26 protein-coding genes and 1 other annotated feature are annotated in these 25097 nt (G+C 41.8%); of the genes, 16 read left to right on the forward strand and 10 right to left on the reverse strand.

All coding sequences use genetic code 11. The annotated features are described in order from the left end of the window. The first annotated feature begins 184 nt into the window (after positions 1–184). From ACOT8F_RS12260 to ACOT8F_RS12275, 4 genes are all read left to right on the forward strand, one after another. Positions 185–1306, forward strand: coding sequence for a M20/M25/M40 family metallo-hydrolase (locus tag ACOT8F_RS12260; protein WP_421652206.1), 1122 nt, complete (start codon positions 185–187; stop codon positions 1304–1306). Between the two features lie 121 nt (positions 1307–1427). Beyond that, a complete protein-coding gene (locus ACOT8F_RS12265; RefSeq protein WP_421652207.1) occupies positions 1428–2675 on the forward strand; it encodes a DNA polymerase IV in 1248 nt (415 codons plus the stop codon). Between the two features lie 84 nt (positions 2676–2759). After that, on the forward strand, positions 2760–4172 hold the full coding sequence (gndA, locus tag ACOT8F_RS12270; protein WP_421652208.1) for an NADP-dependent phosphogluconate dehydrogenase: 1413 nt from the start codon (positions 2760–2762) through the stop codon (positions 4170–4172). Between the two features lie 297 nt (positions 4173–4469). After that, positions 4470–5321: a GRP family sugar transporter gene (locus ACOT8F_RS12275; RefSeq protein WP_421652209.1), complete on the forward strand. Its 852-nt coding sequence runs from the start codon at positions 4470–4472 to the stop codon at positions 5319–5321. A 116-nt stretch (positions 5322–5437) separates the two neighbouring features. Here ACOT8F_RS12275 and ACOT8F_RS12280 read toward each other — a convergent pair whose 3' ends face one another. Then, positions 5438–6061 (reverse strand): cyclase family protein, encoded by a 624-nt coding sequence (locus ACOT8F_RS12280; protein ID WP_421652210.1) that lies wholly within the window; start codon positions 6059–6061, stop codon positions 5438–5440. Positions 6062–6130: 69 nt separating this feature from the next. Beyond that, a complete protein-coding gene (gene zwf / locus ACOT8F_RS12285; RefSeq protein WP_421652211.1) occupies positions 6131–7621 on the reverse strand; it encodes a glucose-6-phosphate dehydrogenase in 1491 nt (496 codons plus the stop codon). Positions 7622–8187: 566 nt separating this feature from the next. On the opposite strand from zwf, the gene ACOT8F_RS12290 reads away from it, so the two are divergent. The 4 genes from ACOT8F_RS12290 to ACOT8F_RS12305 are packed head-to-tail and all read left to right on the forward strand — an operon-like array spanning position 8188 to position 11137. After that, the gene (locus ACOT8F_RS12290; RefSeq protein ID WP_421652406.1) at positions 8188–8895 is read left to right on the forward strand and encodes an ABC transporter ATP-binding protein; all 708 of its coding nucleotides are present in this window, start codon (positions 8188–8190) and stop codon (positions 8893–8895) included. Further along, a complete protein-coding gene (locus ACOT8F_RS12295; protein WP_421652212.1) occupies positions 8892–10289 on the forward strand; it encodes an ABC transporter permease in 1398 nt (465 codons plus the stop codon). The genes ACOT8F_RS12290 and ACOT8F_RS12295 overlap by 4 nt, the downstream gene beginning before the upstream one ends. Further along, positions 10267–10953, forward strand: a complete 687-nt coding sequence (locus ACOT8F_RS12300; protein ID WP_421652213.1) for an FtsX-like permease family protein — start codon at positions 10267–10269, stop codon at positions 10951–10953. Before ACOT8F_RS12295 ends, ACOT8F_RS12300 begins: the two co-directional genes overlap by 23 nt. Further along, positions 10925–11137, forward strand: coding sequence for a hypothetical protein (locus ACOT8F_RS12305; RefSeq protein ID WP_421652214.1), 213 nt, complete (start codon positions 10925–10927; stop codon positions 11135–11137). Before ACOT8F_RS12300 ends, ACOT8F_RS12305 begins: the two co-directional genes overlap by 29 nt. A gap of 39 nt (positions 11138–11176) precedes the next feature. Here the strand turns inward: ACOT8F_RS12305 and ACOT8F_RS12310 are convergent, their stop codons facing one another. Further along, positions 11177–11932: a phosphatase PAP2 family protein gene (locus tag ACOT8F_RS12310; protein ID WP_421652215.1), complete on the reverse strand. Its 756-nt coding sequence runs from the start codon at positions 11930–11932 to the stop codon at positions 11177–11179. A gap of 63 nt (positions 11933–11995) precedes the next feature. On the opposite strand from ACOT8F_RS12310, the gene rnz reads away from it, so the two are divergent. Next, positions 11996–12922, forward strand: a complete 927-nt coding sequence (gene rnz, locus ACOT8F_RS12315) for a ribonuclease Z (protein WP_421652216.1) — start codon at positions 11996–11998, stop codon at positions 12920–12922. Between the two features lie 37 nt (positions 12923–12959). Here the strand turns inward: rnz and namA are convergent, their stop codons facing one another. Beyond that, positions 12960–13979, reverse strand: a complete 1020-nt coding sequence (gene namA, locus ACOT8F_RS12320) for an NADPH dehydrogenase NamA (protein WP_421652217.1) — start codon at positions 13977–13979, stop codon at positions 12960–12962. Positions 13980–14115: 136 nt separating this feature from the next. On the opposite strand from namA, the gene ACOT8F_RS12325 reads away from it, so the two are divergent. Next, positions 14116–15744 carry a M20/M25/M40 family metallo-hydrolase gene (locus tag ACOT8F_RS12325; protein WP_421652218.1) on the forward strand — a complete coding sequence of 543 codons (1629 nt, stop codon included), beginning with the start codon at positions 14116–14118 and terminating at the stop codon, positions 15742–15744. A gap of 5 nt (positions 15745–15749) precedes the next feature. On the opposite strand, the gene proC is transcribed toward ACOT8F_RS12325, so the two are convergent. Further along, on the reverse strand, positions 15750–16610 hold the full coding sequence (gene proC / locus ACOT8F_RS12330) for a pyrroline-5-carboxylate reductase (protein WP_421652407.1): 861 nt from the start codon (positions 16608–16610) through the stop codon (positions 15750–15752). Between the two features lie 216 nt (positions 16611–16826). Further along, positions 16827–17033, reverse strand: a binding site (T-box leader). 212 nt (positions 17034–17245) lie between these two features. Here proC and ACOT8F_RS12335 point away from each other — a divergent pair. Further along, positions 17246–18211, forward strand: a complete 966-nt coding sequence (locus ACOT8F_RS12335) for an MBL fold metallo-hydrolase (protein WP_421652219.1) — start codon at positions 17246–17248, stop codon at positions 18209–18211. 16 nt (positions 18212–18227) lie between these two features. Further along, complete coding sequence (locus tag ACOT8F_RS12340) at positions 18228–19022, forward strand: SDR family NAD(P)-dependent oxidoreductase (protein WP_421652220.1); 795 nt, start codon at positions 18228–18230, stop codon at positions 19020–19022. Positions 19023–19113: 91 nt separating this feature from the next. Here ACOT8F_RS12340 and ACOT8F_RS12345 read toward each other — a convergent pair whose 3' ends face one another. Continuing rightward, a complete protein-coding gene (locus tag ACOT8F_RS12345) occupies positions 19114–19314 on the reverse strand; it encodes a YqzH family protein (protein ID WP_421652221.1) in 201 nt (66 codons plus the stop codon). 166 nt (positions 19315–19480) lie between these two features. Here ACOT8F_RS12345 and ACOT8F_RS12350 point away from each other — a divergent pair, with 166 nt between their 5' ends. Together ACOT8F_RS12350 and ACOT8F_RS12355 are read left to right on the forward strand one after the other, a co-directional pair. Beyond that, entirely contained in the window at positions 19481–20740 is a 1260-nt protein-coding gene (locus tag ACOT8F_RS12350) for a Y-family DNA polymerase (protein ID WP_421652222.1), read from the forward strand. Between the two features lie 32 nt (positions 20741–20772). Continuing rightward, a complete protein-coding gene (locus ACOT8F_RS12355) occupies positions 20773–21099 on the forward strand; it encodes a YolD-like family protein (RefSeq protein WP_421652223.1) in 327 nt (108 codons plus the stop codon). Positions 21100–21250: 151 nt separating this feature from the next. Here the strand turns inward: ACOT8F_RS12355 and ACOT8F_RS12360 are convergent, their stop codons facing one another. Further along, a complete protein-coding gene (locus ACOT8F_RS12360; RefSeq protein WP_421652224.1) occupies positions 21251–21490 on the reverse strand; it encodes an HPr family phosphocarrier protein in 240 nt (79 codons plus the stop codon). 19 nt (positions 21491–21509) lie between these two features. Beyond that, on the reverse strand, positions 21510–21722 hold the full coding sequence (locus tag ACOT8F_RS12365; protein ID WP_421652225.1) for a CDGSH iron-sulfur domain-containing protein: 213 nt from the start codon (positions 21720–21722) through the stop codon (positions 21510–21512). 209 nt (positions 21723–21931) lie between these two features. Between ACOT8F_RS12365 and ACOT8F_RS12370 the strand changes: the two genes are divergently transcribed. Both ACOT8F_RS12370 and ACOT8F_RS12375 read left to right on the forward strand, forming a co-directional pair. Then, positions 21932–22255 (forward strand): iron-sulfur cluster biosynthesis family protein, encoded by a 324-nt coding sequence (locus tag ACOT8F_RS12370; RefSeq protein ID WP_421652226.1) that lies wholly within the window; start codon positions 21932–21934, stop codon positions 22253–22255. Between the two features lie 10 nt (positions 22256–22265). Then, the gene (locus tag ACOT8F_RS12375; RefSeq protein WP_421652227.1) at positions 22266–22508 is read left to right on the forward strand and encodes a DUF2552 family protein; all 243 of its coding nucleotides are present in this window, start codon (positions 22266–22268) and stop codon (positions 22506–22508) included. 592 nt (positions 22509–23100) lie between these two features. Here the strand turns inward: ACOT8F_RS12375 and ACOT8F_RS12380 are convergent. Both ACOT8F_RS12380 and ACOT8F_RS12385 read right to left on the reverse strand, forming a co-directional pair. Continuing rightward, a complete protein-coding gene (locus ACOT8F_RS12380; protein WP_421652228.1) occupies positions 23101–24006 on the reverse strand; it encodes an alpha/beta hydrolase in 906 nt (301 codons plus the stop codon). An 86-nt stretch (positions 24007–24092) separates the two neighbouring features. Continuing rightward, complete coding sequence (locus tag ACOT8F_RS12385) at positions 24093–24998, reverse strand: hydroxymethylglutaryl-CoA lyase (protein ID WP_421652229.1); 906 nt, start codon at positions 24996–24998, stop codon at positions 24093–24095. Positions 24999–25097: the final 99 nt, after the last annotated feature.

Consider the following 25097-nt stretch of genomic DNA (forward strand, 5'->3'; position numbering starts at 1 on the left):
TTTCGCAAGGATTGTTGTTATTCGTACTGATTTTTTAGATGAATGAAAACAAGCGTCTCGGCATCTTTTCTTAAAGTGCCTGCCAAATCAAGGGCCGTGTAAAAGCAAATTAGAGTGAGGAGCAACAAAGTTTCAGAAAAGAGCCTAAAACAAATATTGTGCAAACAAATGGGAGGCATATCAAATGATCAATAAAGATCGTATTACAGAAGAATTTATGGAACTTGTTCAAGTAGATTCCGAAACTGGCCATGAACAGGAAATTTCTAAAGTCTTAAAAGAAAAATTTTCTGCCCTGGGTCTTACTGTTACAGAGGATGACACAACAGGTGTGACAGGCCATGGAGCAGGCAATCTAGTGTGTACCCTTGAAGCAACAAAGGAGGGGGCAGATGCCATTTATTTTACATCACATATGGATACAGTTGTGCCTGGAAAAGGAATCAAGCCTTCCATTAAAGACGGTTACATCGTTTCAGATGGAACAACGATACTTGGATCTGATGATAAAGCAGGTCTTGCTGCGATGCTCGAAGCCATTCGTGTTTTAAAAGAAGAAAAAATTTCCCACGGAAAAATCGAATTTGTGATTACAGTTGGAGAAGAGTCAGGACTCCTTGGCGCTAAAGCTCTGGATCCATCGCTGATGACTGCTAAATACGGTTATGCGCTTGATAGTGACGGCAAAGTCGGAGACATCATAGTAGCCGCACCTACACAAGCAAAAATTAAAGCCATTATTCATGGCAAAACGGCCCACGCAGGTGTAGCACCTGAAAAAGGGATTTCAGCTATTACCGTTGCTGCGAAAGCAGTTGCCCGCATGCCTCTTGGGAGAATCGATGATGAAACAACAGCTAACATCGGACGCTTTGAAGGCGGCACACAAACGAATATCGTTTCAGACAGAGTGGATATTTTAGCTGAAGCCCGTTCTCTGGATCCTCATAAAATGGAGGTTCAGGCAGCGAAAATGAAGGATGCGTTTGAATCGGCAGCAGAAGAGATGGGTGCAAGAGCGGAAGTAGAAGTTCAAGTTATGTATCCAGGCTTCAAATTTGGCGAAGGCGACCATGTGGTAGAAATAGCAAAACGCGCAGCAGCAAAAATCGGCCGCGAAAGCAGACTTTTAACGAGCGGCGGAGGAAGTGATGCGAACGTAATCGCAGGAAATGGCGTACCAACAGTCAACCTTGCCGTAGGATACGAAGAAATCCATACAACAAATGAAAAAATACCAGTTGAAGAACTGGTTAAAACAGCTGAAATGGTAGTAGCAGTTATAGAAGAAGCAGCGAAAGGCTGATGGAGAAGACTCCGGAAACGGAGTCTTTTCTTTTATTTAAACCGCAAGCACAAATTGATTGCTGACATCCGAAAAATGATATGATAGAGAGAATAAGTATGAATCCTTTAGAGGTGTATGAATGACGAAGGATGAAACGAAATCACATGGCAGAATACTCTTTCATATCGATATGAACAGCTTCTATGCATCGGTGGAAATGGCATTTGACCCGAAGCTTAAAGGAAAGCCTATCGCAATCGCCGGAAATCCGGAAGAAAGGAAAGGCATCATTGTGACGTGCTCATATGAAGCGAGAGCTTTTGGAGTAAAGACAACCATGCCCCTTTGGCAAGCGAAGAAGCTATGTCCGCAGCTTATTATTAAAAAACCGAATTTCGACCGCTACCGCAAATCCTCCAAAGCCATGTTCGATATTTTAAGGGAAGTGACGCCTCTTGTAGAGCCGGTTTCCATTGATGAAGGATATATGGATTTAACTAATGAAACGAATGGGGAAAATCCGATTGAAATCGCTCAAAGACTTCAAGACAGGCTGATGAACGAACTGCTTCTTCCATCAAGCATCGGGATTGCTCCGAACAAGTTTCTTGCGAAAATGGCCTCTAACATGAAAAAACCTCTTGGAATAACCGTTCTCAGGAAAAGAGAGCTGAGTGAGAAGCTTTGGATTCTGCCGGTTGATGAAATGCATGGAGTAGGAGAAAAGACAGCGGAAAAATTAAAAGCTCTCGGAATTCAAACGATCCGCGATCTTGCTTTAAGGGAAACAGGGGAACTAAAGCAGCTGCTTGGCATCAATGGAGAGAGGCTGAAAAAAAGGGCAAACGGGATCGACGACAGGCCTGTAGACCCTGAATCTATCCATGATTTTAAAAGTGTCGGGAATTCCATGACAATGCCGAGAAATACAGATGACCCGAAAGAATTGGATAAAGTATTGAGAGAATTAGCGGAATCGGTTTGCGGAAGAATGAAGCGGAAGGGAGTTCTTGCTGCAAAGCTGACAGTGATGATCAGATACAGCAACATGGACACCTTTTCAAGAGGAAAAAAGCTTCCGAATCCGATCATAAATGCAGATGATATTTTTGAGCATGCCAAATGGCTCTTTTATCAAAACTGGACGGAAGAACCTGTTAGGCTGCTTGGCATTACAGGCTCTGATCTGGTAGAAAAAAACGGTGCTTATAAGCAGCTCGATTTATTTTCCTTTGAAGAGGATGCGAAGAAGGAACCGCTCCTGAATGTGTTGGACAAAATCAATGAAAAATACGGAAAGGAAGCCATCAGACAAGGATTAAAAGGAGTGTCCCGAGATGAGAATTCAAAAGGGACAAGCTTCAACAAAGACTTTTTGAGAGATTAAAAGACGTTTTCCCTTGAATGCAGAGCCTTATGTATGGTATTTTCAAAGCGAATAGAAGAGACTGACGAGAAGGGATGTTTTGAAATGTCAAAACAGCAGATCGGCGTTATCGGATTGGCAGTTATGGGAAAAAACTTAGCTTTGAATATTGAAAGCAGAGGGTACTCTGTATCTGTTTACAACCGTTCTTCAGAAAAAACAGTGAATTTTATGGAAGAGTCCAAAGGAAAAAATGTTGCCCCCACTTACAGTATAGAAGAATTTGTTCAATCTCTTGAAACACCCCGTAAAATACTTTTGATGGTAAAAGCAGGAGATGCGACAGATAAAACGATTGAATCACTTCTCCCGCATCTAGATAAGGGAGATATTTTAATTGATGGTGGTAACACCTACTTTAAAGATACACAAAGGCGAAATAAAGAGCTCGCAGAAAGCGGAGTTCATTTTATTGGGACAGGGGTATCCGGTGGGGAAGAAGGTGCATTAAAAGGGCCTTCTATTATGCCTGGCGGTCAAAAAGAGGCTCATGAGCTTGTAAAGCCGATCTTGGAGGCCATCTCTGCCAAAGTTAACGGAGAGCCTTGTACAACTTATATCGGACCTGACGGTGCAGGACATTATGTGAAAATGGTTCATAACGGAATTGAGTATGGAGATATGCAGCTGATTTCAGAAGCTTATTTTCTTTTGAAAAATGTTCTTGGACTTTCTGCTGAGGAACTTCATAACGTGTTTTCAGAATGGAATAAGGGTGAGCTTGACAGTTACTTAATTGAGATTACAGCAGATATTTTTACGAAAAAAGATGATGAAACAGGGAAACCGCTAGTTGATATGATTCTTGATACTGCTGGCCAAAAAGGGACCGGGAAATGGACAAGCGGAAATGCGCTCGATCTAGGAGTACCTCTTCCGATCATCACAGAGTCCGTATTCTCCCGTTTTATTTCTTCTATGAAAGAAGAACGCACCAAGGCAAGCAAAATTCTTTCAGGTCCTGAAGCAAAACCTTTCGATGGGAACCGGGATGAATTGATAGAGGATATAAGGAAGGCATTATACTTAAGCAAGATTTGCTCCTATGCTCAAGGCTTTGCTCAAATGAAAGCAGCTTCTGAAGAATACGAATGGGATCTTCAGTACGGAAATATTGCCATGATTTTCAGAGGAGGCTGTATAATTAGAGCAGCCTTTCTGCAAAAAATTAAAGAAGCCTATGACCGCGAAGCAGGACTTACAAACTTATTGCTCGATCCGTATTTTAAAGAAATAGCAGAATCTTACCAATCATCTTTAAGACGGGTGCTTGCAGTCGGAATCGAACGGGGAGTCCCGGTGCCATCCCTTTCCGCAGCGCTTGCTTATTATGACAGCTATAGAACGGAAACTCTTCCTGCGAACCTGATACAGGCACAGAGAGACTATTTTGGAGCCCACACTTATCAAAGGATTGATAAAGAAGGCATATTCCACACTGATTGGATGTCCAAATAAGCAGAAACCTCCCCCGTACGATTTGGTGCGGGGGTATTTTGAAGGTTGTATAAGTTGATTTGTCCAGCGCAAGCAGTCTAACCCGATCTTAAGTAACTTCAGAAAATCACACAAAATCAAAACTGTACTTTATGGGCTTTTCTGTAAGTAGATTCCCTTAGGCTGTTGTGTCAAAAGATAAGGTTTGAAACCTCGCCAATAAAGGAATCAATAATAGAAAATAGAAATGCGGCAGTCGATGCTGGTATGAAAGAGAATAAAAAAGAAGAGTCTTACAGATAGATGGAGTGGGTGAATATGGTTGGAATAATTCTGGCTTTGGCTGGTGCTGCTGCACTAGGGAGTGTTCTTTTAATCAGTATGAAAATAGGAGGAAATGTTAATAGCCAAATGCTTGGCATATCAATTGGCTTTCTTATCGTTTCTGCTGGTTCTTATTTGTTTGCTGTTCCAATAATGAATAATGTGACATGGGTTTTTGGATTTGTCTCCGGTTTATTGCTTGCAGTCGGCATGTATCATCAGCTTTTAGCAGCTAAGAAGCTGGGTGTTTCTAAAACGGTTCCGGTCACGTCTGGCCTTCAGCTAATCGGCATCACCTTTTTCAGCGTTCTGCTTTTTAAAGAGTGGAGTTCGCCATTTAGTCTTGCTTTAGGCGGTATGGCCATCATATTAATCTCCTGCGGCATTCTTCTCATTTCTTTATGGATACGTGCTGTACATAAAAAAGACCATTCAGTTAAATTCACATTCACTCTTATCTATTCTGCATTAGGATTTATAGGTTTTCTTGCATTGAACCGTTTTTTTGACCTGGACCAATGGTCTGCAATGTTTCCTCAAGGCTTAGGGCTTACTGCAGGGACTGCTCTCCTTTCTCTTAAAGGAAAGCCCTTTACCAAATTTGCTTTTAGAAATATTGTGACTGGCTTAGCTTTATCCGCAGGTAATATCTTCCTGATTTTGTCTCTTCCTCTGCTTGGCACTGGACCGAGCTTTTCATTTGCTCAGCTTGGAACCGCCTTATCTACAGCCGGCGGACTATACTTGCTCAGGGAAAGGTCAACGAGGAAACAGGCAGCATTTATTCTGATCAGCTCCATACTGATTATTGCTGGCGGGGTAGCCCTGGGATATACGAAAGGCTGATTTCCTGAGGCACAAGAAACAAATAAATCCAAAAAAATCCTAAAGCTATTTCAGCCAGCTTTAGGATTTTTTTGTAACAGTTCTATTCAAGATTGTCTTCCCTGCAAAGCAGGTAATTAGTTAGCAGATAATCCTTCAAATAAAAGAACACGTGCAGGAGATGCATCTTTGCCTAATATTTTTAACGGAGCAGCAACCATAAAATATTCTCCCTCGGAAGCTTCTTTCAGGCGAAGTCCTTCAATGATGATGATTTCGTGTTTGAAAAGCGTTTTATGAGTTGGATGGCCTTCCTGGCTTCGCTCAATACCGAGCCCGTCAATACCTACCCCTCTGATGCCAATTTCACTTAAATAAATAGCGGCATCTTCTGCTAAAAAGATAAATTCAAAATTAAATTCTTCTTCAAGGGAGTTTGTTGTTTTGAATAAAACAAAATCTCCTTTTTGGATATCAAAATGCTCGATATCAGCTTTTTGAATTTTATCTTTCACCTTTGTTAGATCGAATACTTTCGCTTTTCCGACAAGATCATCAAGTGAAATGGATTCCATTGTATCCCCTTCAACGATCATGTGAAGAGGGGAGTCAACGTGAGTCCCAGTGTGCAAATCCATTCCGATACGTGATTCTGTTACATAACCGTTTGTTACAGTACTCAGTTCAGGCTGTTTTTCAGGCTTGTTTTTATATACGGCCATTCCTTCAAAGATAGGTGCAGATACATCATACATTTTCATAAGTTCATTTCCCCTTTAATTCTTTGTCTGTTTTGAGCAAGCTGTTTGCGGCAGCTTTTTTTCGTGGCTTTACTCAAAGGTGTCTGTTACAGGCCACCAATTGAAGCCGTCATCAGAAAGCAGCTTCTCGGAATTTTCAGGTCCCATAGAACCGGATTTGTAGTTCGGGAAGGAAGCTGGCTTCATTTCCCATGCTTTCGAAATTTCATCTACAAATGTCCAAGTCAGGGAAACCTCGTCCCAATGGGTAAAGTTCGTTGCATCGCCATTCAGGCAATCATCGATCAGTCTTTCATAAGCTTCAGGTGTGTTGTTTTTGTCACCGCAATTGTTGCAATAGTCAAGCTTAATAGGCTCTCCATATGAGCCATCGCCAGATTTTCTGGCATTTAGCTGCAGCGTAATGCCTTCATCAGGCTGAATGTGGATCACTAGCAGGTTCGGCTCAACATTTTCACGATTGTTGTAATAAAGATTCATTGGAATGTCTTTAAATTGAACAACAATCTTTGTTGTTTTTGCCTTCATGCGCTTTCCTGTCCGTATGTATATCGGCACACCAGCCCATCGGAAGTTGTCAATCAGGAGTTTTCCTGCAACAAAGGTTTCAGTATTGGACTCAGGATCCACATTGTTTTCCTCTCTGTAACCGGGAAGATTCTCATTATTAATTTCCCCGCTGCCATATTGCCCTCTGACAAAATACTTCGAAACTTCATCTGCTTTTATAGGTCGAAGCGCTTTAAATACTTTTACTTTTTCACTTCTCATTTCTTCATCCGAAAGTCTGACAGGAGGTTCCATTGCAAGCAGCGCAACCATTTGGAGAATGTGATTTTGAACCATATCCCTCAAAGCGCCGGATGTTTCGTAATAACGGCCTCTGTCTTCTACTCCAAGCACTTCGCTTGATGTAATCTGGATATTGGAAATATAACGGTTATTCCATAACGGTTCGAAAATGGCATTGGCAAAGCGGATGACTTCAATATTTTGAACCATCTCTTTTCCAAGGTAATGGTCAATCCGGTAAATCTGATCTTCGGAAAAAGCTTCTCTGATTTCCTCATTCAGCTTTTTCGCACTCGGAAAATCATGACCAAATGGTTTTTCAATGACCAGGCGGCTCCAGCCTTCAGTTGTAGTCAGTCCTTCGTTTTTCAGATTAATCGCAATAGTAGCGAAGAACTCGGGAGCCATTGCAAGATAAAACATTCGATTGCCTGGTATGCTGTAGGATTCTTCAAGACCTTTTAGAACTTCATTTAACTGTCCATAAGAGGAAGGTTTTTCAATATCAAATGGCTGATAGTAAAAATGTGATGTGAAATCTTCCAGGCCTTGATGCTCTTCGACTCCTTTTTCAATAGAAGCTGTCACATTGCTGCGGAACTCCTCATTTGTCCATGGTCTCCTGCCTACTCCAACAACGGCAAACTCTTTGCTTAATCTGCTGCTTTTGAAAAGCCGGTAGATAGAAGGAAAAAGTTTTCTCTTAGCTAAATCGCCTGTTGCACCGAATATTACAATCACTGCTTTGGGTTGCTGTTCACTATTCAATGGCTCTACCTCACTTTATTGACCTGATTTTTTTCAAACTTTGGAAAAAAACGTATAGCAAGCTCAAGCATTTTCTTTAAAGAAGGTTCTTTTCTTAAACTTTGTTGCTCATGACCCTATACTTAGGTCTCGAAACCATTGGCAGGGCAAAAACTTTAAGAAAAGATGTCCCGATGCTAGTCTAAATGTGTGATAAAAGCATGTACGAAAAACAACAATCTCTGCTAAAACAGCCTTAAACAAACAACATCCTGTTCAAGTTCTAAATTTTAAAGGTAAATACTGCTTAAATCAAACATTTGATACTAAACCTTCCTTTAGTATAAACAAAATGAACAAAAACAAGCTGAAAGTTCGTTTCTGTTTTTGTAAAGATTTTCTATATTTTCTTTTTATGACTAATAAAGTAATTCTATCATTTTTCCAAACATCAGAAATTCTGAAAGAAATGAAAAAAAATAAAAAAATATTTCAAAAATAAATTGCCAATACATCATTCCAGCAGTAAGATAATTATGAAACAAATATCCAATTTCATTTCATAATTAAGTTAAAATGATGGGGGCATTAGGATGAGCATCAGCCTAAGAAAAGTGAATAAAAGTTATCAAAGCGGAGAAGTAGCTGTGCATGCCTTAAAGGACGCTGATCTTGAAGTTAATGACGGGGAAATTGTTGTGATTCTTGGCCCTTCTGGTTCTGGTAAATCGACTCTTATGAACATTATCGGCGGGATTGATACAGCTGATTCCGGAGAAGTTGAGGTGGAAGGAAGCAAACTGCACGGCATTAGAGGAAAACAGCTGGTGGAATTCAGAAGAAAAATGACCGGATTTGTATTTCAATCCTATAATTTAATACCTGGATTAACGGTTGAAGAAAATATTGAAGTGGGAAGCGAGATCAGCATCAATCCTCTGCCAATAAGAGAAATTCTTGAAGGAGTCGAAATGACAGATAAAAGAACAAAGCTTCCACATCAGTTAAGCGGAGGTGAGCAGCAAAGAGTTGCCATTGCAAGAGCCATCAGCAAAAACCCTAAACTTCTGCTGTGTGATGAACCGACTGGGGCGCTTGATGAGCATACAGGCAAAAAAATTCTTTCTCTTCTGCAGGAAATTAACAGGAACTACAAAACAACGATTTTAATCATTACCCATAACCAGGGAATAGCAGAAATGGGACATAAAATAGTGAAGATGAAAAGCGGCAAAATCGCAGAAATTAAACTCAATTCTGCTCCTATTACAGCTGAGCAGGTGGAATGGGTATGATTGTTTGGAAAAGTGTTTTGAAGTCATTAAAGCAAAACATCTTTCAGCTCTCAGGATCTATTATTCTAATGGCTTTGGCTGTCATGCTTTTTCTTATGCTTCAAACTGCCATCGGGAGCGTAGCTAAAAGCAACCAGGATTTTATAAAGAAAAACCATCAGGAAGACTTTCAATTTTATACCTCAGCTCCATTAAAAAGCGAAACGCTGAAAAAGCTGTCACAGCAGTATCAAGTGACATTATCTGAAAGGACATTCGTTGATGCGGACTGGGGTAAAGGCGGGACACTGCGTCTTCTTTCGATTAATTATTCCATAAACATCCCGTATCTGGAGACAGGAAAACTTCCTGAAAAAAAGGATGAATTGGCATTATTCAAAGGGTTTGCAGCAGCCAATCATTACAAAACGGGGGATCAGATTAGGCTTTCGGGAAAAGTCTTTCAAATCACGGGAATTGCCTATCTTCCTGACTATATCTATCCTGTAAAAAATGAGGCGGATCTTTCGAGCGATCCCAAGACTTTCGGAGCAGCGGCTGCAAGTGATTCAGCTATCCAATCTCTGCAGTCTAAGCCGGGTTTTTATTATATGGGAGAAATAAGAAAGAGCCCATTTAATAAAGAGGAGCTGAAAAAAGCTGTTTTAAAAGAAGCACCAATATTGAAATGGATGGACCGGAAAGACAATCCGAGAATTTCTTTTGTGGAAGCAAAAATAAAGTCTTCGGAATCAATCGTCACAACATTTCCTCTTCTTATTGCAGCAATTGTAATGCTGATGACGATGCTGATTATTAACCGGAAATTAAAGCATCAGCAAAAACAGATCGGCACGTTGCTTGCAATGGGCTATTTTCCATCTGAAATCAGTAAAGCCTACATGATTTACCCGTTGTTTGTATCTCTCTCAGGTTCTATCCTTGGCGCAGGGTTTGGTTTATTGCTTTCTGTTCCAATGACTGCCTACTATACGTCTTACTTCAATGTGCCGCTCTTGTCACCCATGAGTCTTGACCTTACAGGAATATTGATCGCATTTTTGCTTCAGCTGCTCTTGCTTTCCATTGCGGGATATTTGGCTATAAGACAAACGGTCACGCAGCCTGTTCTTACCCTGTTATCAGCTGGAGGAGGCAATAAGCGGACGAAAAAGAAAAACCTTCATAAAAGGCAGCTTTATAACCCGCTTCAGACTGAAAATGCTTTTGAGCAACCCTTCGAAAGCAGCTGTTCTTTTCTTTGGGATTGCTTTGTGTTCTGCTCTGGTCATGTTTGGTTTTTTGACAATGAACTCTGTAGATTCAATGATAAAGAAAACCTATGTAGAAACCTATCGGTATCACTATGCTGTTTATTACAGGGCTCCCGTGGTGAAGCAAGCTTCTTCAAGTGATAGTCCTTTTACATTGGTGAATGCCGCTGTTTCTAAATCAGAAGGGAAAAAGGCAAACAAAGAGACAAACAAAGAGGCAAACAAAGAGGTTCCCCTTTATGGAGTAGTGCCTGACAATAATATGGTGGTTCTAAGAGATGAGTCAGGAATGGCATTAAATAAAAAAGTACAGAATGGAGCCATTCTAACGAAAGCAGCTGCAGCCTCTCTTAAAGTGAAAATGGGGGACAAAGTGACCATTACGAACAGCTGGTCAGAAAAAGAAATAACCCTGCCGATAGCTGGGATTGCAGACATTGATATCGGAAGTGCTCTTTATTGGGATAAACAAAAGGTGAATAAGTATTTGGGGTTGCCTGATTCCGCCTATCTCGGCAAGTGGACGAATGAAAAACCTTCTGCAAAGGAGCAGGGCATTTTATCTGCTGAAGATAAGAATGCGGCTAAAAAAGCTTTTGAAGAAGCCCTTGGCCCTCTGAAGTATTCCATCGTGCTAATCAGTCTTTTTTCCTTCGCCATTGGTTTTATCATGATCAGACTGATTACAGGCTTGATGATCGAAGAAAGTATGACGAGTATTTCATTATTAAAAGTGATCGGTTATGATGACCGCAAAATATCCAAAATGATGCTGAATGTATATTTACCGGTTGTTTTTCTTTAGTCTGCATGTGATCATCTCTTCTGTTGCTGAATCAGCCGGGCTGACTCTTCCCGTATCAGTCAATCCGTTCATGATTGCTGCAAGCCTGCTCATCATTCTTGTAACTTACTGGATATCCATGTCTCTTTCTAAAAGAAAACTCGGTAAAGTTTCCCTGCAGGAAGTGTTAAAAAAACAGGAATAAACAACACAGGCGTTTCCCAATTGGGAAATGCCTTTGTACTTAACGCTTTTTTCTTTTTTCTATCAATTCCAGAAGCAAGATAGAAAAAAGGAGACAGGCAAACCCCAGAGCTGCTCCTCCTAAATTATCTGTTGCAAAATGATCATTCAGATAGATCCGGCTCCATCCGATTCCGGCTAAGAGGATAAAATAAACGCCCAAGAGCGGGCCTTTCCATTTTTTTCGGGTTTCTTGGCTCATCGATCTCAAAAACATGTAAAAGAGAAAACCGTAAAAAAAAGTGGCATACATCATATGTCCGCTGGGGAAGGAATATCCATTTCCTTCACTAGGCCTTGTTCGCCCTATTAAATCCTTTGTAAATGTGCGAAGTTCGCGTGTTCCTGAATAAAATACCAGAAAAATCAGCCCGGCTATTCCTTTTTTTAAAAAAAAGAAAAGGATGCAAAAAAAGATGGCAAGCAGGAATAAAAAGCGGTAGTCTGCAAGGTGGGTCAATAACTTGGCGAGTGGAGTAAGAGTGTTTGAAATCCCGCTGTATATGAAGTTGTTTATCAGCCTGTCAAAATGCATAACCCAAGGCATTTTTGTTCTCACCGCCCATCCGAGAAGTGAGAAAAACAGCAGACAAAGAAAACAAAGATTTATTAGTAAGGAAGCTCTTTTTGTAACGTTAATAGCCATCACTCCCAGGTAAATGTTCAATTCAACGGTTGGAGATTCCTTGTCCCGCTTTTTCAAATATATGATCCAGCTATTTGGTTTATGTAGCTCTTTTTTGCCTAAACTTTGCATGGAAGCTTCCTTTTCCAGATGCCATCCTGTATGCTTGCACTAGAAGAATAGGAGTGAAAGATTGTGAATGTTTTATTTCTTGGGACGGGAGCCGGAGTTCCGGCAAAAATGAGGAATGTGTCTTCCGTGGCGCTTACCCTATATGAGGAAAGAGGAACGGCATGGCTATTTGACTGCGGGGAAGCAACGCAGCATCAGATTCTCCATACTTCTTTAAAACTCCGTAAAATTGAAAAAATATTTATAACCCATATGCATGGTGATCATATATATGGACTTCCTGGTTTACTTGGCAGCCGTTCTTTTCAGGGAGGAGAAGAAAAACTGACTCTATATGGGCCGAAGGGGCTTAAAGAATTCGTTCTTGTTTCACTCTCTGCCAGTCAGACTTATTTGCGTTACGAGCTTGAGATTGTTGAGGTGAGGGAAGGGACGATTTTAGAGGACAGCCAGTTTACTGTGGAAGCATTTCTTCTTGAACATGGACTGCCGAATTACGGCTATCGGATTACAGAAAAGGATCTTCCAGGGCCTCTTCTTGTCGATAAGCTGAGACAGCAGGGAATAGGGCCGGGACCTCAATATAAAAAGCTAAAACTCGGGGAAACAGTGATGCTTGAAGATGGCCGGGTTGTAGACGGAAAAGATTACATCGGTCCTTCTAAAAAAGGGAGAGTGGTTGCTGTTACAGGGGATACGAGACTTTGTCCCGGAATTGCCCGATTAGCAGATAATGCCGACCTGCTCATCCATGAAGCTACATTCGGCATGACAGACGAGAATCTGGCGTACGAGTATTTTCATTCAACTGCATCTGAGGCTGCCCGCGCAGCCCTCAAAGCAAATGCCAAAATGCTGATCCTGACTCATATAAGTTCAAGGTATCAGCCGGCCGATACAGAGCTTTTGCTGTCAGAGGCGAGAGCCATTTTCAAAAACAGTTTTATGGCTGAAGATTTAAAGCAGTTTGAAGTGCCGAAGACCCATTAAAAAATACCAGCAGCTTATGCTGCTGGTATTTCTCTACTTACTTCCATCCTCTTTCATATTGCACAGGAGATTCAATTTCTGTCCCGAGCTGCACGGCTGCAGTTCTTGGCCAGTATGGATCTCTAAGGAATTCTCTAGCGGCAAAAATAAGATCTGCACGTCCGCTTTGCAGAATTTCTTCAGCTTGCAGACCGTGGGTAATCATTCCGACTGCTCCTGTAGCGATGCCTGCTTTATTGCGGATCAAATCTGCAAATGGGACTTGATAGCCAGGATATACATTGATTCGTGCAGGAACAACTGCTCCTGAGCTCACATCAATCAAGTCAACTCCCTGGTCTTTCATCCATTTCGCAAATTCAACATAATCTTCAGGAATAAGTCCTTCAGGATGATAATCATTTGCTGAAACCCTGACAAAAAGAGGACCGTCCCAAATTTCATTAACCGCCTCAATCACTTCTTTCAGCAGACGGTAGCGATTTTCTTTAGATCTTCCATATTCATCAGTTCTGTGATTTGACAGCGGAGACAGAAATTGATGGATTAAATAGCCATGTGCTCCGTGAAGCTCGATAATGTCAAACCCGGCTTCTTTGGCACGGCGGGCAGCATCCTGAAATGCTTTGACTGTCTCTTTTATTTCATTAATAGTTAATTCTTTCGGAGTTTTTGATTTTTCATTAAAAGCAATGGCCGAAGGAGCGACAATTTCGCCATCAAGCACAGCTTTTCTTCCTGCATGCGCGATTTGGATGGCTGTCTTTGCTCCGTAAGATTTTAATTCAGAAACCAATGATTTCAAGCCTTCTATATGATCATCGCTCCAGATTCCAAGATCCTGAGGGGAAATTCTTCCCTGTGGCGTAACAGCTGAAGCTTCAAGCATAATAAGTCCTGCTTGGCCGACTGCACGGCTGATATAATGCGTACGGTGAAAATCTGTTAATTTTCCGTCTTCCTCATAACAGGAATACATGCACATTGGAGACATGACAATCCGGTTTTTTATCGTTACATTTTTAATCGTATATGGTTCAAACAATTTTGCATTCAAGATTTTCGCCTCCCGAGTTTTTAGTACAGACAAAATTATAGCAACTGGTTTTTATCCCGTCACACAATTTGCTCTCTTGAAAGTTTACTGAATTGTTTTACAATAAGGGAAACTGGGATTAGGAGGGAGATGCACGATGGCATTTCAATGGAAAACAAAGGAAAAATTGACCGAACTCTTAACAAAACTTGTTGAATACGATAGCATCACAGGCTCCGAAGGTGAAGCCACCTTCCCTGAATATGTTTATTATTTGCTGAAAGACCTGGATTATTACCAGCAAGAACCGGAACATTTGACTTTGCATCCCATCAAGGATGGGCGAAGATTTTTAACAGCGCTTGTGAAGAAGCCGGGTGCTTCGAAAACCATTGTTCTTCTCAGTCATTTTGATGTGGTGGATGTGCAGGATTATGGCGATCTAAAGCACCTTGCTTTCCGTCCGCGTGAGCTGACAAATATGTTCACCATGAGAAAAGAATTGCTTTCAGATCCTGTGAAAACAGAGCTTGAAACAGGCGACTGGCTTTTTGGAAGAGGAACGATGGACATGAAAGCGGGTCTGACGGTTCAAATCGCTATGCTGGAAAGAGCCATGGCAGGTGAATTTGACGGAAACCTTTTGCTTTTGACAGTTCCAGATGAAGAGGCTAATTCTTCAGGGATGCTTGCAGCTTGTGAAATATTAAATCAGCTGAAAAAAACACATGGTTTGGAGTATGAGACATGTGTTAACTCGGAACCCATGTTTACTCGGTATCCTAATGATCAAAACTATTATATTTATACAGGCTCGATCGGTAAAATATTGGCCGGCTTTTTTTGTTACGGAAAAGAAACTCATGTTGGTGAACCTTTTTCAGGGTTAAATGCAACGGCTATGTCCGCTGAAATCAGCCGTTTGCTTGAACTGAATGAGGAATACTGTGAGAAGGCTGGTGATGAGGTAACACCTCCTCCAACCTGTCTTCTTCAAAAGGATTTAAAAGATGAGTATTCTGTTCAGATTCCACACTTATCCGTCTCTTTATACAATCTTCTTATAATGAGAAGACCTTTATCAGAGGTTCATACGATGCTGAAAAAAACAGCTTTGGCAGCGGCAGAAGGAATTGAAAAGAAATACTTGCAAAAAGCAAAAGCTTTTTCAGACCTTGTGTCTTATCAGCCGGATCCTCTAAAGGTAACAGTGCTTTCTTATAAGGAACTCTTTGAGCTTGCCATTGAAAAAGCAGGCCGGCAGGAAGTTGAAAGAAGGATTGTGAACCTAACAGCAAGTATGGGCGGCCTTGATGATAGAAGCCTTTCTATCCAGATTGCCGCCGAGCTTTCAGGGTTATGCAAAGAACAGTCGCCTATGATTGTTTTGTTTTATGCACCGCCATATTATCCAGCTGTTTCATCTGCAGGGGATGAGCGAATCGAAAAAACGGCCTCTGACTTAAAAGAATATGCAAAAATGACTTATAACATATCTCTAGAAAGCATCAATTACTTTCCCGGCCTTTCTGATCTGAGTTTTTTTCAGTTAAAGGAAGGGGAGGAGTCAATGAGTGATTTAATGGACAGCATGCCTTTATACGGCAAACAGTATACGCTGCCTATAAAAGCAATCAAGAACTTAAATATGCCCGTTATCAATGTTGGACCAGTGGGAAGAGATGCCCATCAGTGGACAGAAAGAGTTCATCTCCCATACACATTTGAAAAGCTGCCTGACCTTCTGGCCTTTACCATCCAATCCATTTTTAAAGAGCCTGCCTGATTTCGCTAGGCTCTTTTTCTTTCCACTTTTTCTTGAAGGATGCTTAATTCATGGGACCGTTCAGCAGCCCTTTTAATGCACTCAATCACTGCTTCATCAAATCTGTATCCTTGGAGCATTTCTATTCCTGCTTCTGTTGTGCCTCCAGGGCTTGTTACTTCCTTTCGCAATACAGATGGATTCTTTTCAGATTGCAAGAGCATTTCAGAAGCCCCTGCAAGCGTCTGAAGAATTAAGTCTTTAGCTATATGCTGATCAAGCCCCAATTCCGCTGCGGCTTTTTCCATGGATTCAATAAAATAATAAATATAGGCTGGTCCGCTGCCGGAAAGTCCGGTCACCGCATCAAGATCCTGCTCCTTTACAACTGTTACCATTCCAATCGTTTCAAAAAGATGTTTAGCAAATTTCAGCTGCAGCATCGTCACTTTCCTGCTAGCTGAAAGAGCGGTCGCTGACATGCGGATAGCGGCAGACGTATTTGGCATAGCCCTTACAACAGAAATCTCTTTTTCAAATAACCGGTGCAGGGTGCTGATTGGTATGCCGGCAAGCACCGAAATGACCAGCTGGTTTTTTCTGATCAAATGCTTCACAGAGCAGATAGCAGCCTCGGCATCCTTTGGTTTTGTTGCGAGGATAATAACGTCAGCATCAGAGATGAGCTGTTCTTTACTGTCTGTTATTTCTACCCCATACTCTTCGTTAAGAAAAAGGAGGCGTTCCTGATTCGTTCGGTTGGAAACAATAATGTCCTTTTTAGGAACTAAATTTCCATTCACGAGACCGGAGATCATTGCTTCTGCCATGGATCCTGCGCCAAGAAAGGCAATTTTTTTCACTTTAGTATCCCCCTTATTTTTAATGGCTTTTTTCAAAAAGCTTTTTCAAAAGGCTGTTTTCGCAATGATTATTGCTATTCGTATGAGTTTAGAAAACGAATGAAATTAGGCTTCGGGCATCTTTTCTTAAAATTTCCGCCTAACTGGAATGGCGAGAAAGCTGCAAGGTTTAAGAAAAGAGCTTAAAAAAAGTCGTTTTCGCAAAGAGTGAGTTAAAAAACAAAAAACCTCTCCATCCAGTAGAAGGACGAAGAGGCTCCGCGGTACCACCCTTATTGATGTTTTATAAACATCCGGCTTTACTCCCGTAACGAGGGATAACGTTCAGGTTTTCCAGACAGCTCGCAGGTTAGGTTCAATCAAAAAGAGGGCTGCAAAACCTTTCAGCCGTCGGGTTCTGCTCTCTTTAGCCATTATTGATTTACTATTCCCGGTCTAAGCTTTTTTCCGTTTCATGCTTTAATGCATTGATTTGTACATCATTATGCACAGGGAGACAAGCTTATGTCAACCATTACTTTTATAGATTTTCATACGAATTATTTGAATATAATGACAAAATAAACCTGAAAAGATAAAATAGTTATCAGATAATTAATCTTTAATAGTTTACGTAAAATACTTTCTATAGAAACATAACAAAATGAGGCGATGAAAAAATGAATTTAACGACCAGCGGAGCTTCCATCCTTTCTATTTCCCTGCCGACTCCTTTTCCGGTAGGCGATGTGAATGTATATCTTTACAAAGGGGATGCCCTGACACTGATTGACGCAGGGCCGAAAACGGAAGAAGCCTTTCAATCTCTTAAAAGACAGCTGAATAGGTATGGGTATAGAGTGGAGGATATTGAACAGGTTTTTCTGACACACCATCACCCGGATCACGTCGGGCTCCTTGATTATTTTGATGACATTCAAATTACGGGTCATCCTTACAATCAGCCCTGGATATCAAATGATCAAGCATTTAAAGAAAAGAACACGGCTTTTTTAAGGGGGCTCTTTTTGGAACTAGGCATACATAGCTCTTATACACCGTCTCTTTCTGAGCTGGATAAAACCCTGCTTTATTCCTGTTCCCGAAACCTGACTCATGCTGTCAGAGAAGGAGACGAAGTGCCGGGGATGAAGGAATTTAAGATTCTTGAGACACCTGGTCATGCCCAGTCCCATCTTGCCCTTTACAATGAAAAAGACGGTCAGCTGCTTGGCGGTGATGTCCTTCTCGCAAAGATATCAGCCAATCCGCTTATTGAAATGCCGATGGAAGGAACGGTAAGGCCAAAACCTCAGCTCCAGTTTAATGACACCTTCAAAAAGCTTCTGAAATTCCCGATTACTGCCGTGTTTTCGGGCCATGGAGATCTGATTGAGGATGCCCATGCATTAATGAAATACCGAATGAAAAATCAGGAGGAGAGGGCAGAAGGGGTCTATAAAATGCTTGCGGCCCGCCCGATGACGGCTTTTGAGGTTTGTCAGCAGCTCTTTTCATCTATTTACCGGAAACAGCTTATGCTGACGATGTCTGAAACAGTGGCTCAGCTCGATTTTCTGGAGGACAGCGGCAAAATAGACTATAACATCAGTGAAGATGCAAAAGTGTTCAGCGCAATAGTCTGATAAAGGAGGGGTTACGATGCCAAACCGGTTAAAAGGCAGGGTCGTCGTTATTACAGGCGCCTCAAGCGGACTTGGAGAAAAGATTGCCTTTCACGCAGCTTCACAGGGAGCCATTCCAGTCCTGCTTGCGAGAAGGGAAGAACAGCTCGCTGAAATTTCAAGAAGTTTGCATCGTACTTTTGGGATTTCTGTCCCTTACTTCAGGATTGATGTTCAAAAAACAGATGAAATTGCTGCTGTTTTTTCAAGCATTCTTAAAAGCTGCAAGCGGATTGATGTGCTGGTGAATAATGCCGGATTCGGGATCTTTAACTTAGTGGAAGATGCTTCGCTTGAAGAAATGAAAAATATGTTTGAAGTAAATGTGTTTGGACTTATTGCCTGTACGAAAATGGTTCTGCCGGCTATGAAAAAACAAAAGGCTGGCCATATTATTAATATAGCTTCCATTGCAGGGAAGATGGCCACTCCCAAATCCAGCCTTTACTCTTCTACAAAGCATGCTGTTCTTGGTTTTACCGACAGCCTTCGGATGGAGCTGCACCGAACCGGAATTTATGTGACAGCTGTAAACCCTGGGCCAATTAAAACGGATTTTTTTGAGACGGCAGATAAAAGCGGGGAGTATGCTAAAAATGTGGAGCGCTGGATGCTTGATGCTGACAAGGTTGCATCGATTATTGTCCGGCATATGCTCAAGGCCAAGCGGGAGATCAGCCTTCCCCGCTGGATGAATGCAGGAAGCACTCTTTACCGGATAATGCCAGGGCTGGTCGAAAAAGCCGCTGGCAGAGCATTAATGAAAAAATAGCATTGGTTTTTATCGAACCGCCTGCTTGCGGCAGCCTGCTTTTTTTGTGCAGGCGCCATTTTTTATTTTCCTTGTGCTGATTTTAATGGATTCAATCCTGATTTGTTATGTAGGCGTATACTACATCTTCGATCAACTCATGCAGATCTGCCTGAGGATTCTCTTCTTTTTCTTCTTTCAGCTTGGTCCCAAGCTCCTTGAGTTCTTCTTCTGATAAAGGACTTGCTTCTATATCTCTTCCATATTGGGGAAAGGCTTTTTCAAGCATCTTCCTAAAAAATATTTTTTCCATCCAGAAACACCTGCTTTCTTCCCATATTATAGGGGCTTTTTAAAGCTTCGCCAAGCTATTTTGGAGGAGGCGAGGGGAAAATTACCATTGAAACAGAACGTATATTCCCTTATCATTATCGGTATAATAGAACTACGAACATATATTCTTGTGAGGGGTATGCGAGATGGTTGATTATAATCAGCTTCCCAAAAAGAAAATTTTGTGTATTGATATGAAAAGCTTCTACGCGAGCTGTGCGGCTGTTTTCCTCGGGCTCGATCCGCTTCATTGCTATCTTGCTGTAGTAGGAAACACAGACCGCGAAGGAAGCATAGTGCTTGCTGCTTCACCGCAGCTGAAGAAAGAATTCGGAATTAAAACGGGTTCGAGAAAGTTTGAAATTCCGAAGGATCCCCGCATTCAAATTGTCGATCCAAGAATGGCTTTGTTTGTCAGGGTTTCAACAGAGCTGACCCGCTTGTTTCACCGCTATGTACCGAAGGAAGCTATTCATACTTACAGTGTAGATGAAAGCTTTATTCAGGTAGATGGAGTGGAACATCTTTGGGGAGATGCGAGAGAGATCGCCTGGAGAATCAAAGGGGATATGGAAAGGGAATTTCAGCTGCCAAGCGCTGTCGGGATAGGGCCTAATTTGCTGCTGTCAAAAATCTGTCTTGATATTGATGCCAAAAAAACAGGAGTGGCTGAATGGACCTATCACGATGTAGAAAAGAAGCTGTGGTCCTTAAAACCCCTCAGCACGATGTGGGGCATTGGCCGCCGGCTTGAGAAAACCTTGAACAAAATGGGCATTTTTAGTGTAGGCCAGCTTGCGGGCTATCCGCTGGAGCTGCTCGAAAAGAAGTTTGGTGTAATGGGAAATCAGCTTTATTACCATGCATGGGGAGTTGATTTATCAGAAATCGGTGCGCCCATTATGCAGGGGCAAATCAGTTTCGGCAAAAGCCAGATCCTGCTCCGCGACTATCCTGATCCGAAAGAAGTCAGGCACGTGATTTTGGAAATGTGCGAAGAGGTGGCAAGGAGGGCGCGCTATCACCAAAAAGCTGGCCGGACGATCAGCCTTGGAATCGGGTACAGCCGGGATGAGATGGGAGGAGGGTTTTCGCGCTCCAGAACGATAGCACAGCCGACAAACGTAACAATGGATCTTTACTGCACCTGCCTCGAGCTGTTTGAAGAATTTTATGAAAACAAAACTGTACGGACGATTTCCATTTCACTTTCCAATATTAAAGACGACTGCGAAATGCAGCTCGATCTGTTTCAGCCGAACCGTGAAAAAGACCGGTCTCTTGGTTATGCAATGGATGCGATCCGCGGCAAATACGGTTCAAGTGCTCTGCTAAGAGCGGTATCCTATACAAATGCTGGAACGGCAAGGCAGCGTGCGGCGCTTCTCGGCGGCCATAAAGCGTAGCCAGTCTTTAGGAGAGGAAGGAGGAAAAGAGCATGATTCGAGACCGCGGAAACATCAAATGGACTTCCATGATGCTGCCGGAGCACGTCAAGCTGCTGCGGGACTGGGCAAAGGAAGAATATTTAAAGACAAAGCCTGAGCTCGATGAACAGGAGCTTGAGCAGCTGAACGAAACGATCTGCATCGCAATGGAAGAGAACAGGGAAATGCAATTCACTGTTTATGAAAACGGGAGCATTTGCAAGTATACCGGCAGGATTCATTATACAGACAATCTGGAACAGGCCATCCGCATTATTGACCAGACAGGAAAGAGGCAAAATATTAAGCTTGGAAGCATTATTAAAATAGAGGAGTAAACTTCTGATGCATGCACAGAAAGCCGTGTGCGCCCGCAAATCGCACCACGGCTCCTTAAAGTGTTAAATCAGGGAGCGGCTTGTTTTCCATTGTCGCATTATATAAGCCAGAATCACAACAACGCAAACCCTCAGAAATGCCCGCTTTTGATTAAAATTTTTCGAAAAGGCCGGCCTCAACAAACGGGCCGCTTCTGTCATTGTTATTTTCGTCAATGATTTCTACTTCATCGCCGGGCTGCAGTGAAAGAGCAAGGATACCAAGAAGACTTTTAGCATCAATGACCCAGTGATCTTTTTTAATCAGAATCCGTTCTTCAAATTGGTTGGCCGTATTCACAAGCCTGCTTGCCGTATCAGCGAATACAGGTGTAAAAGCGCGTACTTTCATATTAAACTCCTCCGTTTATTCAGTTGTTTAATGTTTTTTCTGCCCGTACACAGGAATTGAATTTTCCCTTATGCGTAGCATCGCAAAAAGGCATATTTGCAGAATGCCCGCAGCGGCACAGAGAAAATGCCTGTTTTGTTTGAAATACATTTCCTTCAGCATCGATGACTTCAACATCTCCTGTAACACGCAGGGGACCATTATCCATTACTTTAATCTGTACCTTCGACATGAAGAGCTCCTCCTTGAATTCTATGAATACAATAATGGTAATCTGATCCAAGGTGAATTGCAAACGCATTTTTGGCTATTTATGAAAACTTGCCAAAAGGACCATTTTAAGCGTTCTTTCCATGCTCATGTGTACAAACAGGATAATCCTAGCTAAAAAGAGGGATATGTTAAAATATATACACGCATACATGGAAAGAAGGAGATTTTATGAATATTACCTTTACAGAAGCGGCCATAAAGCAAATAAATGGCAAACGAGACGGAAAATCAGACAGGAAAATGAAACTGGTATACGATACAGAGGGCTGCGGCTGCGTTGTAGACGGAGTAGCGGTTCTATGGCTCACAGATGACATAGATGATACAGATCTGAAAGTCAGCACGAATGATCTGCAGGTTTATATGGATAAATCAGCAATCGTTTATTTGGATGAAAATCTGACGGTCGATTTCAGTGAAACTGCCAGCACTTTTAAACTGAAAAGTCCTTCTCAAATGCTAAATCCCCGCATGAGCCTTTTAGTGAAATGAGGTGGAGAAAGTGAGCGACCATTTTCAGTCATTAAAAGACGCAGCATTAAACAGGACGTGGGTGTCGTTTCTGAACAATAATCATCCATTCAGCCTGATGCACTGGTCTATCGGCGGAATTCATGATGAAAAGAAGGATGTCTGGCTGCTGCAGGATGAAATGAGCTTTGAAGCCCAGGAATTCAGTACAATTGACGAAGCGATTGTCTGGATCAGAGAAAATATGTCTGACATTACAGATGTATTGGGCTAGAAATAGAAAACGGGCAGAATGACGGGATCATTCTGCCCGTTTTTTTGCTCAAATAAAAGGCTGCTTTCGCAAAGCTTGTTGCTCGTATGGGTTAGAACACGAAAGACCGTAATGGCAAGCGCGTCTCTCAGGTGGATAATGGATCGAGAAGAGGCAACATTTTAAAAATCGCAAGCAACTAGAAAGCAACCTGGAAGCTCTGAAAATCAAGACTTTTTCAAACAGCAGGAATTGAAACAATTTTTAAAGGAAAAGGTGGAGCATCACATTCGCGGTGCTTATTGATCCTTACAGAGAAAGCAAAAACCCGGTTCCTAAAAGGAAACCGGGTTCAAATAATGATTTTGATAGCCGCATTTGCCGTAGTTAAATATAAGAAAGTTTTAAACCACCACTTCTCAAAGTGGGTGTTCGCAGAAACGGTAAATGTATGTCCTCCTTGTCGTATAGACAGAGGCTTGTCATTTTCGCTTCAATTAAAACTCCCTGTTACAGCTTAAAGGTTAAAACTTTATTATGAGTACGTACAACGCAGCCAGTAGTAATATACTACACCATTTGAATTTAGAATTCAACTTTTTGATGCTATAATCTAAATACCTATTTCTTCCAGGAATTCATTAATAATTTTTTGATATTCTTCCCGGTTCTCAGTATATGACATGGCATGAGTGCCCTTTTCTGCAATAAAAATTTTTTTGGCTCCCATTTTTTTCTCATACAGGAGCCTCGAAGACTCGTACGGAATATAATCATCCTTTTCACTGTGAATGAATAAGACAGGATGTTCAATCCGGTCAACTACTGCAATAGGTGATACATCGTTGATGGAATAGCGGTCCCGAAGCTTAAGAAAAGTCTTGGCAATCGGCATAACGAGAGATCCGGGTAAGCGGAATTCAACCTTGAGGCGGTATACAAGCTGTTTTTCAAAATCATCAAACGGGCAGTCTGCAATATAAAAGTCCGCGCCATCTTCAATCATCCCTGCATAAAGAAGGGTCGTCACAGCCCCCATTGATTCGCCGTGAATCCCAAGTTTTATATCATTTCCGTATTCAGCCCTTACCCAATTGACAACGGCCTGCAAATCGAATTTCTCATAATGGCCAAAACTTGTTGTTTTTCCGCCGGATTCCCCATGCCTGCGATGGTCATAAATCAGTACATTCCAGCCGCGTTTTAAAAATAAATTCATATATTTAATTGAATTGAAGCGGCTAACCGTCACGCCGTGACAAAAGATCATATAGCGTCCATTATCGTAGGGAGCGATCAGACTTCCCTTGATGTCATAACCGTGGGGAGAGGGAATAATAACATTCTTTTTCTCCAATGCTTCGTATTCCTCATGATTGTAGTGGCCATCGAACGTTTCCTGATCAAGAATCTCTTTCTCCGTTTTCTTTTTAATAAACATCATCTTATTTGTGAAGAAAAAACCGACGAGCAATATGTATGACAAAACAATCCCTAAAGTGACAAGCAGCTTCTTCATATATAGCTCCTTTCTGCAATTTCCCTTTTCTGTATATTACCACGGCGGACAAAAAAAAGAGCAAGCGGGGAGCCTGCACTGAAATCCTAACTGTTTTTAATGGCTGCTTTATGCAGGACATACTGCTTGCTTAAAATCTTTTTATGAAGATGAGGCTCGATAATATCTAAGGCATCAAGCAGATTTTCAATATCGATGCCTGTTTCGATGCCCATTTGATGAAGCATAAAAACAGTATCTTCTGTAGCAATGTTCCCGCTCGCCCCTGGAGCAAAAGGACATCCGCCAAGACCGCCTGCAGAACTGTCAAAACGGTCAACTCCAGCCTGAAGGGCAGCCACGACATTAGCGAGACCCATACCGCGGGTATCATGAAAATGAGCCGTAAGCAAAACATCAGGAAAAGCATCCTTTAACCGGCTGAAAAGGGAGTAAACTTCTGAGGGTGATGCCATTCCAATCGTATCCGCCACGCTTAGATCATCCGCACCAGCCTTCACAAATTCACTGCAAAGGGAGAGAACATCATCTTCTGAAATTTTCCCCTCATAAGGGCAGTAAAAAGAAGTGGAAAAACAGGCTCTGATAAACGAGTCCCTGTCTTTTGTCTTTTCTATTAGCGGAAGGAGCTGCTCAAGGCTTTCCCGTGTCGAACGGTTTATATTTTTCTTATTAAAGGTGTCGCTCACACCGACGAAAAAAGCGATATCTTCACTGCCTGCATCGAATGCCCGGTCGAGGCCCTTTTCATTTGGAGCTAATACCAGGTTGCGGAGGTTATCCTTACAAGCAGCGATCACTTCTTTTGCATCTGCCATTTGCGGCACCCATTTAGGAGAAACAAAGGAAGTGAGCTCCATTTCCTGAAAACCTGCTGTTTTCAGCTGCCGGATAAAGTCTATTTTAATAGCAGTATCCAGCATTGTTTTTTCATTTTGCAGTCCGTCCCTGGGGCCAACTTCAATGATTGTTGCTTTATTGGGTAATTTCATGGCTTACATCTCCCTGAATGTTTTGTAAGGGTTTACATACTATTATTTTAGTAGGAAAATAAGAAAGAACGCAACACTATTATGAATACTTCAATTTTC

The organism is Chryseobacillus diguaensis (assembly GCF_049220665.1).
Classification (GTDB): domain Bacteria; phylum Bacillota; class Bacilli; order Bacillales; family Bacillaceae; genus Metabacillus_B.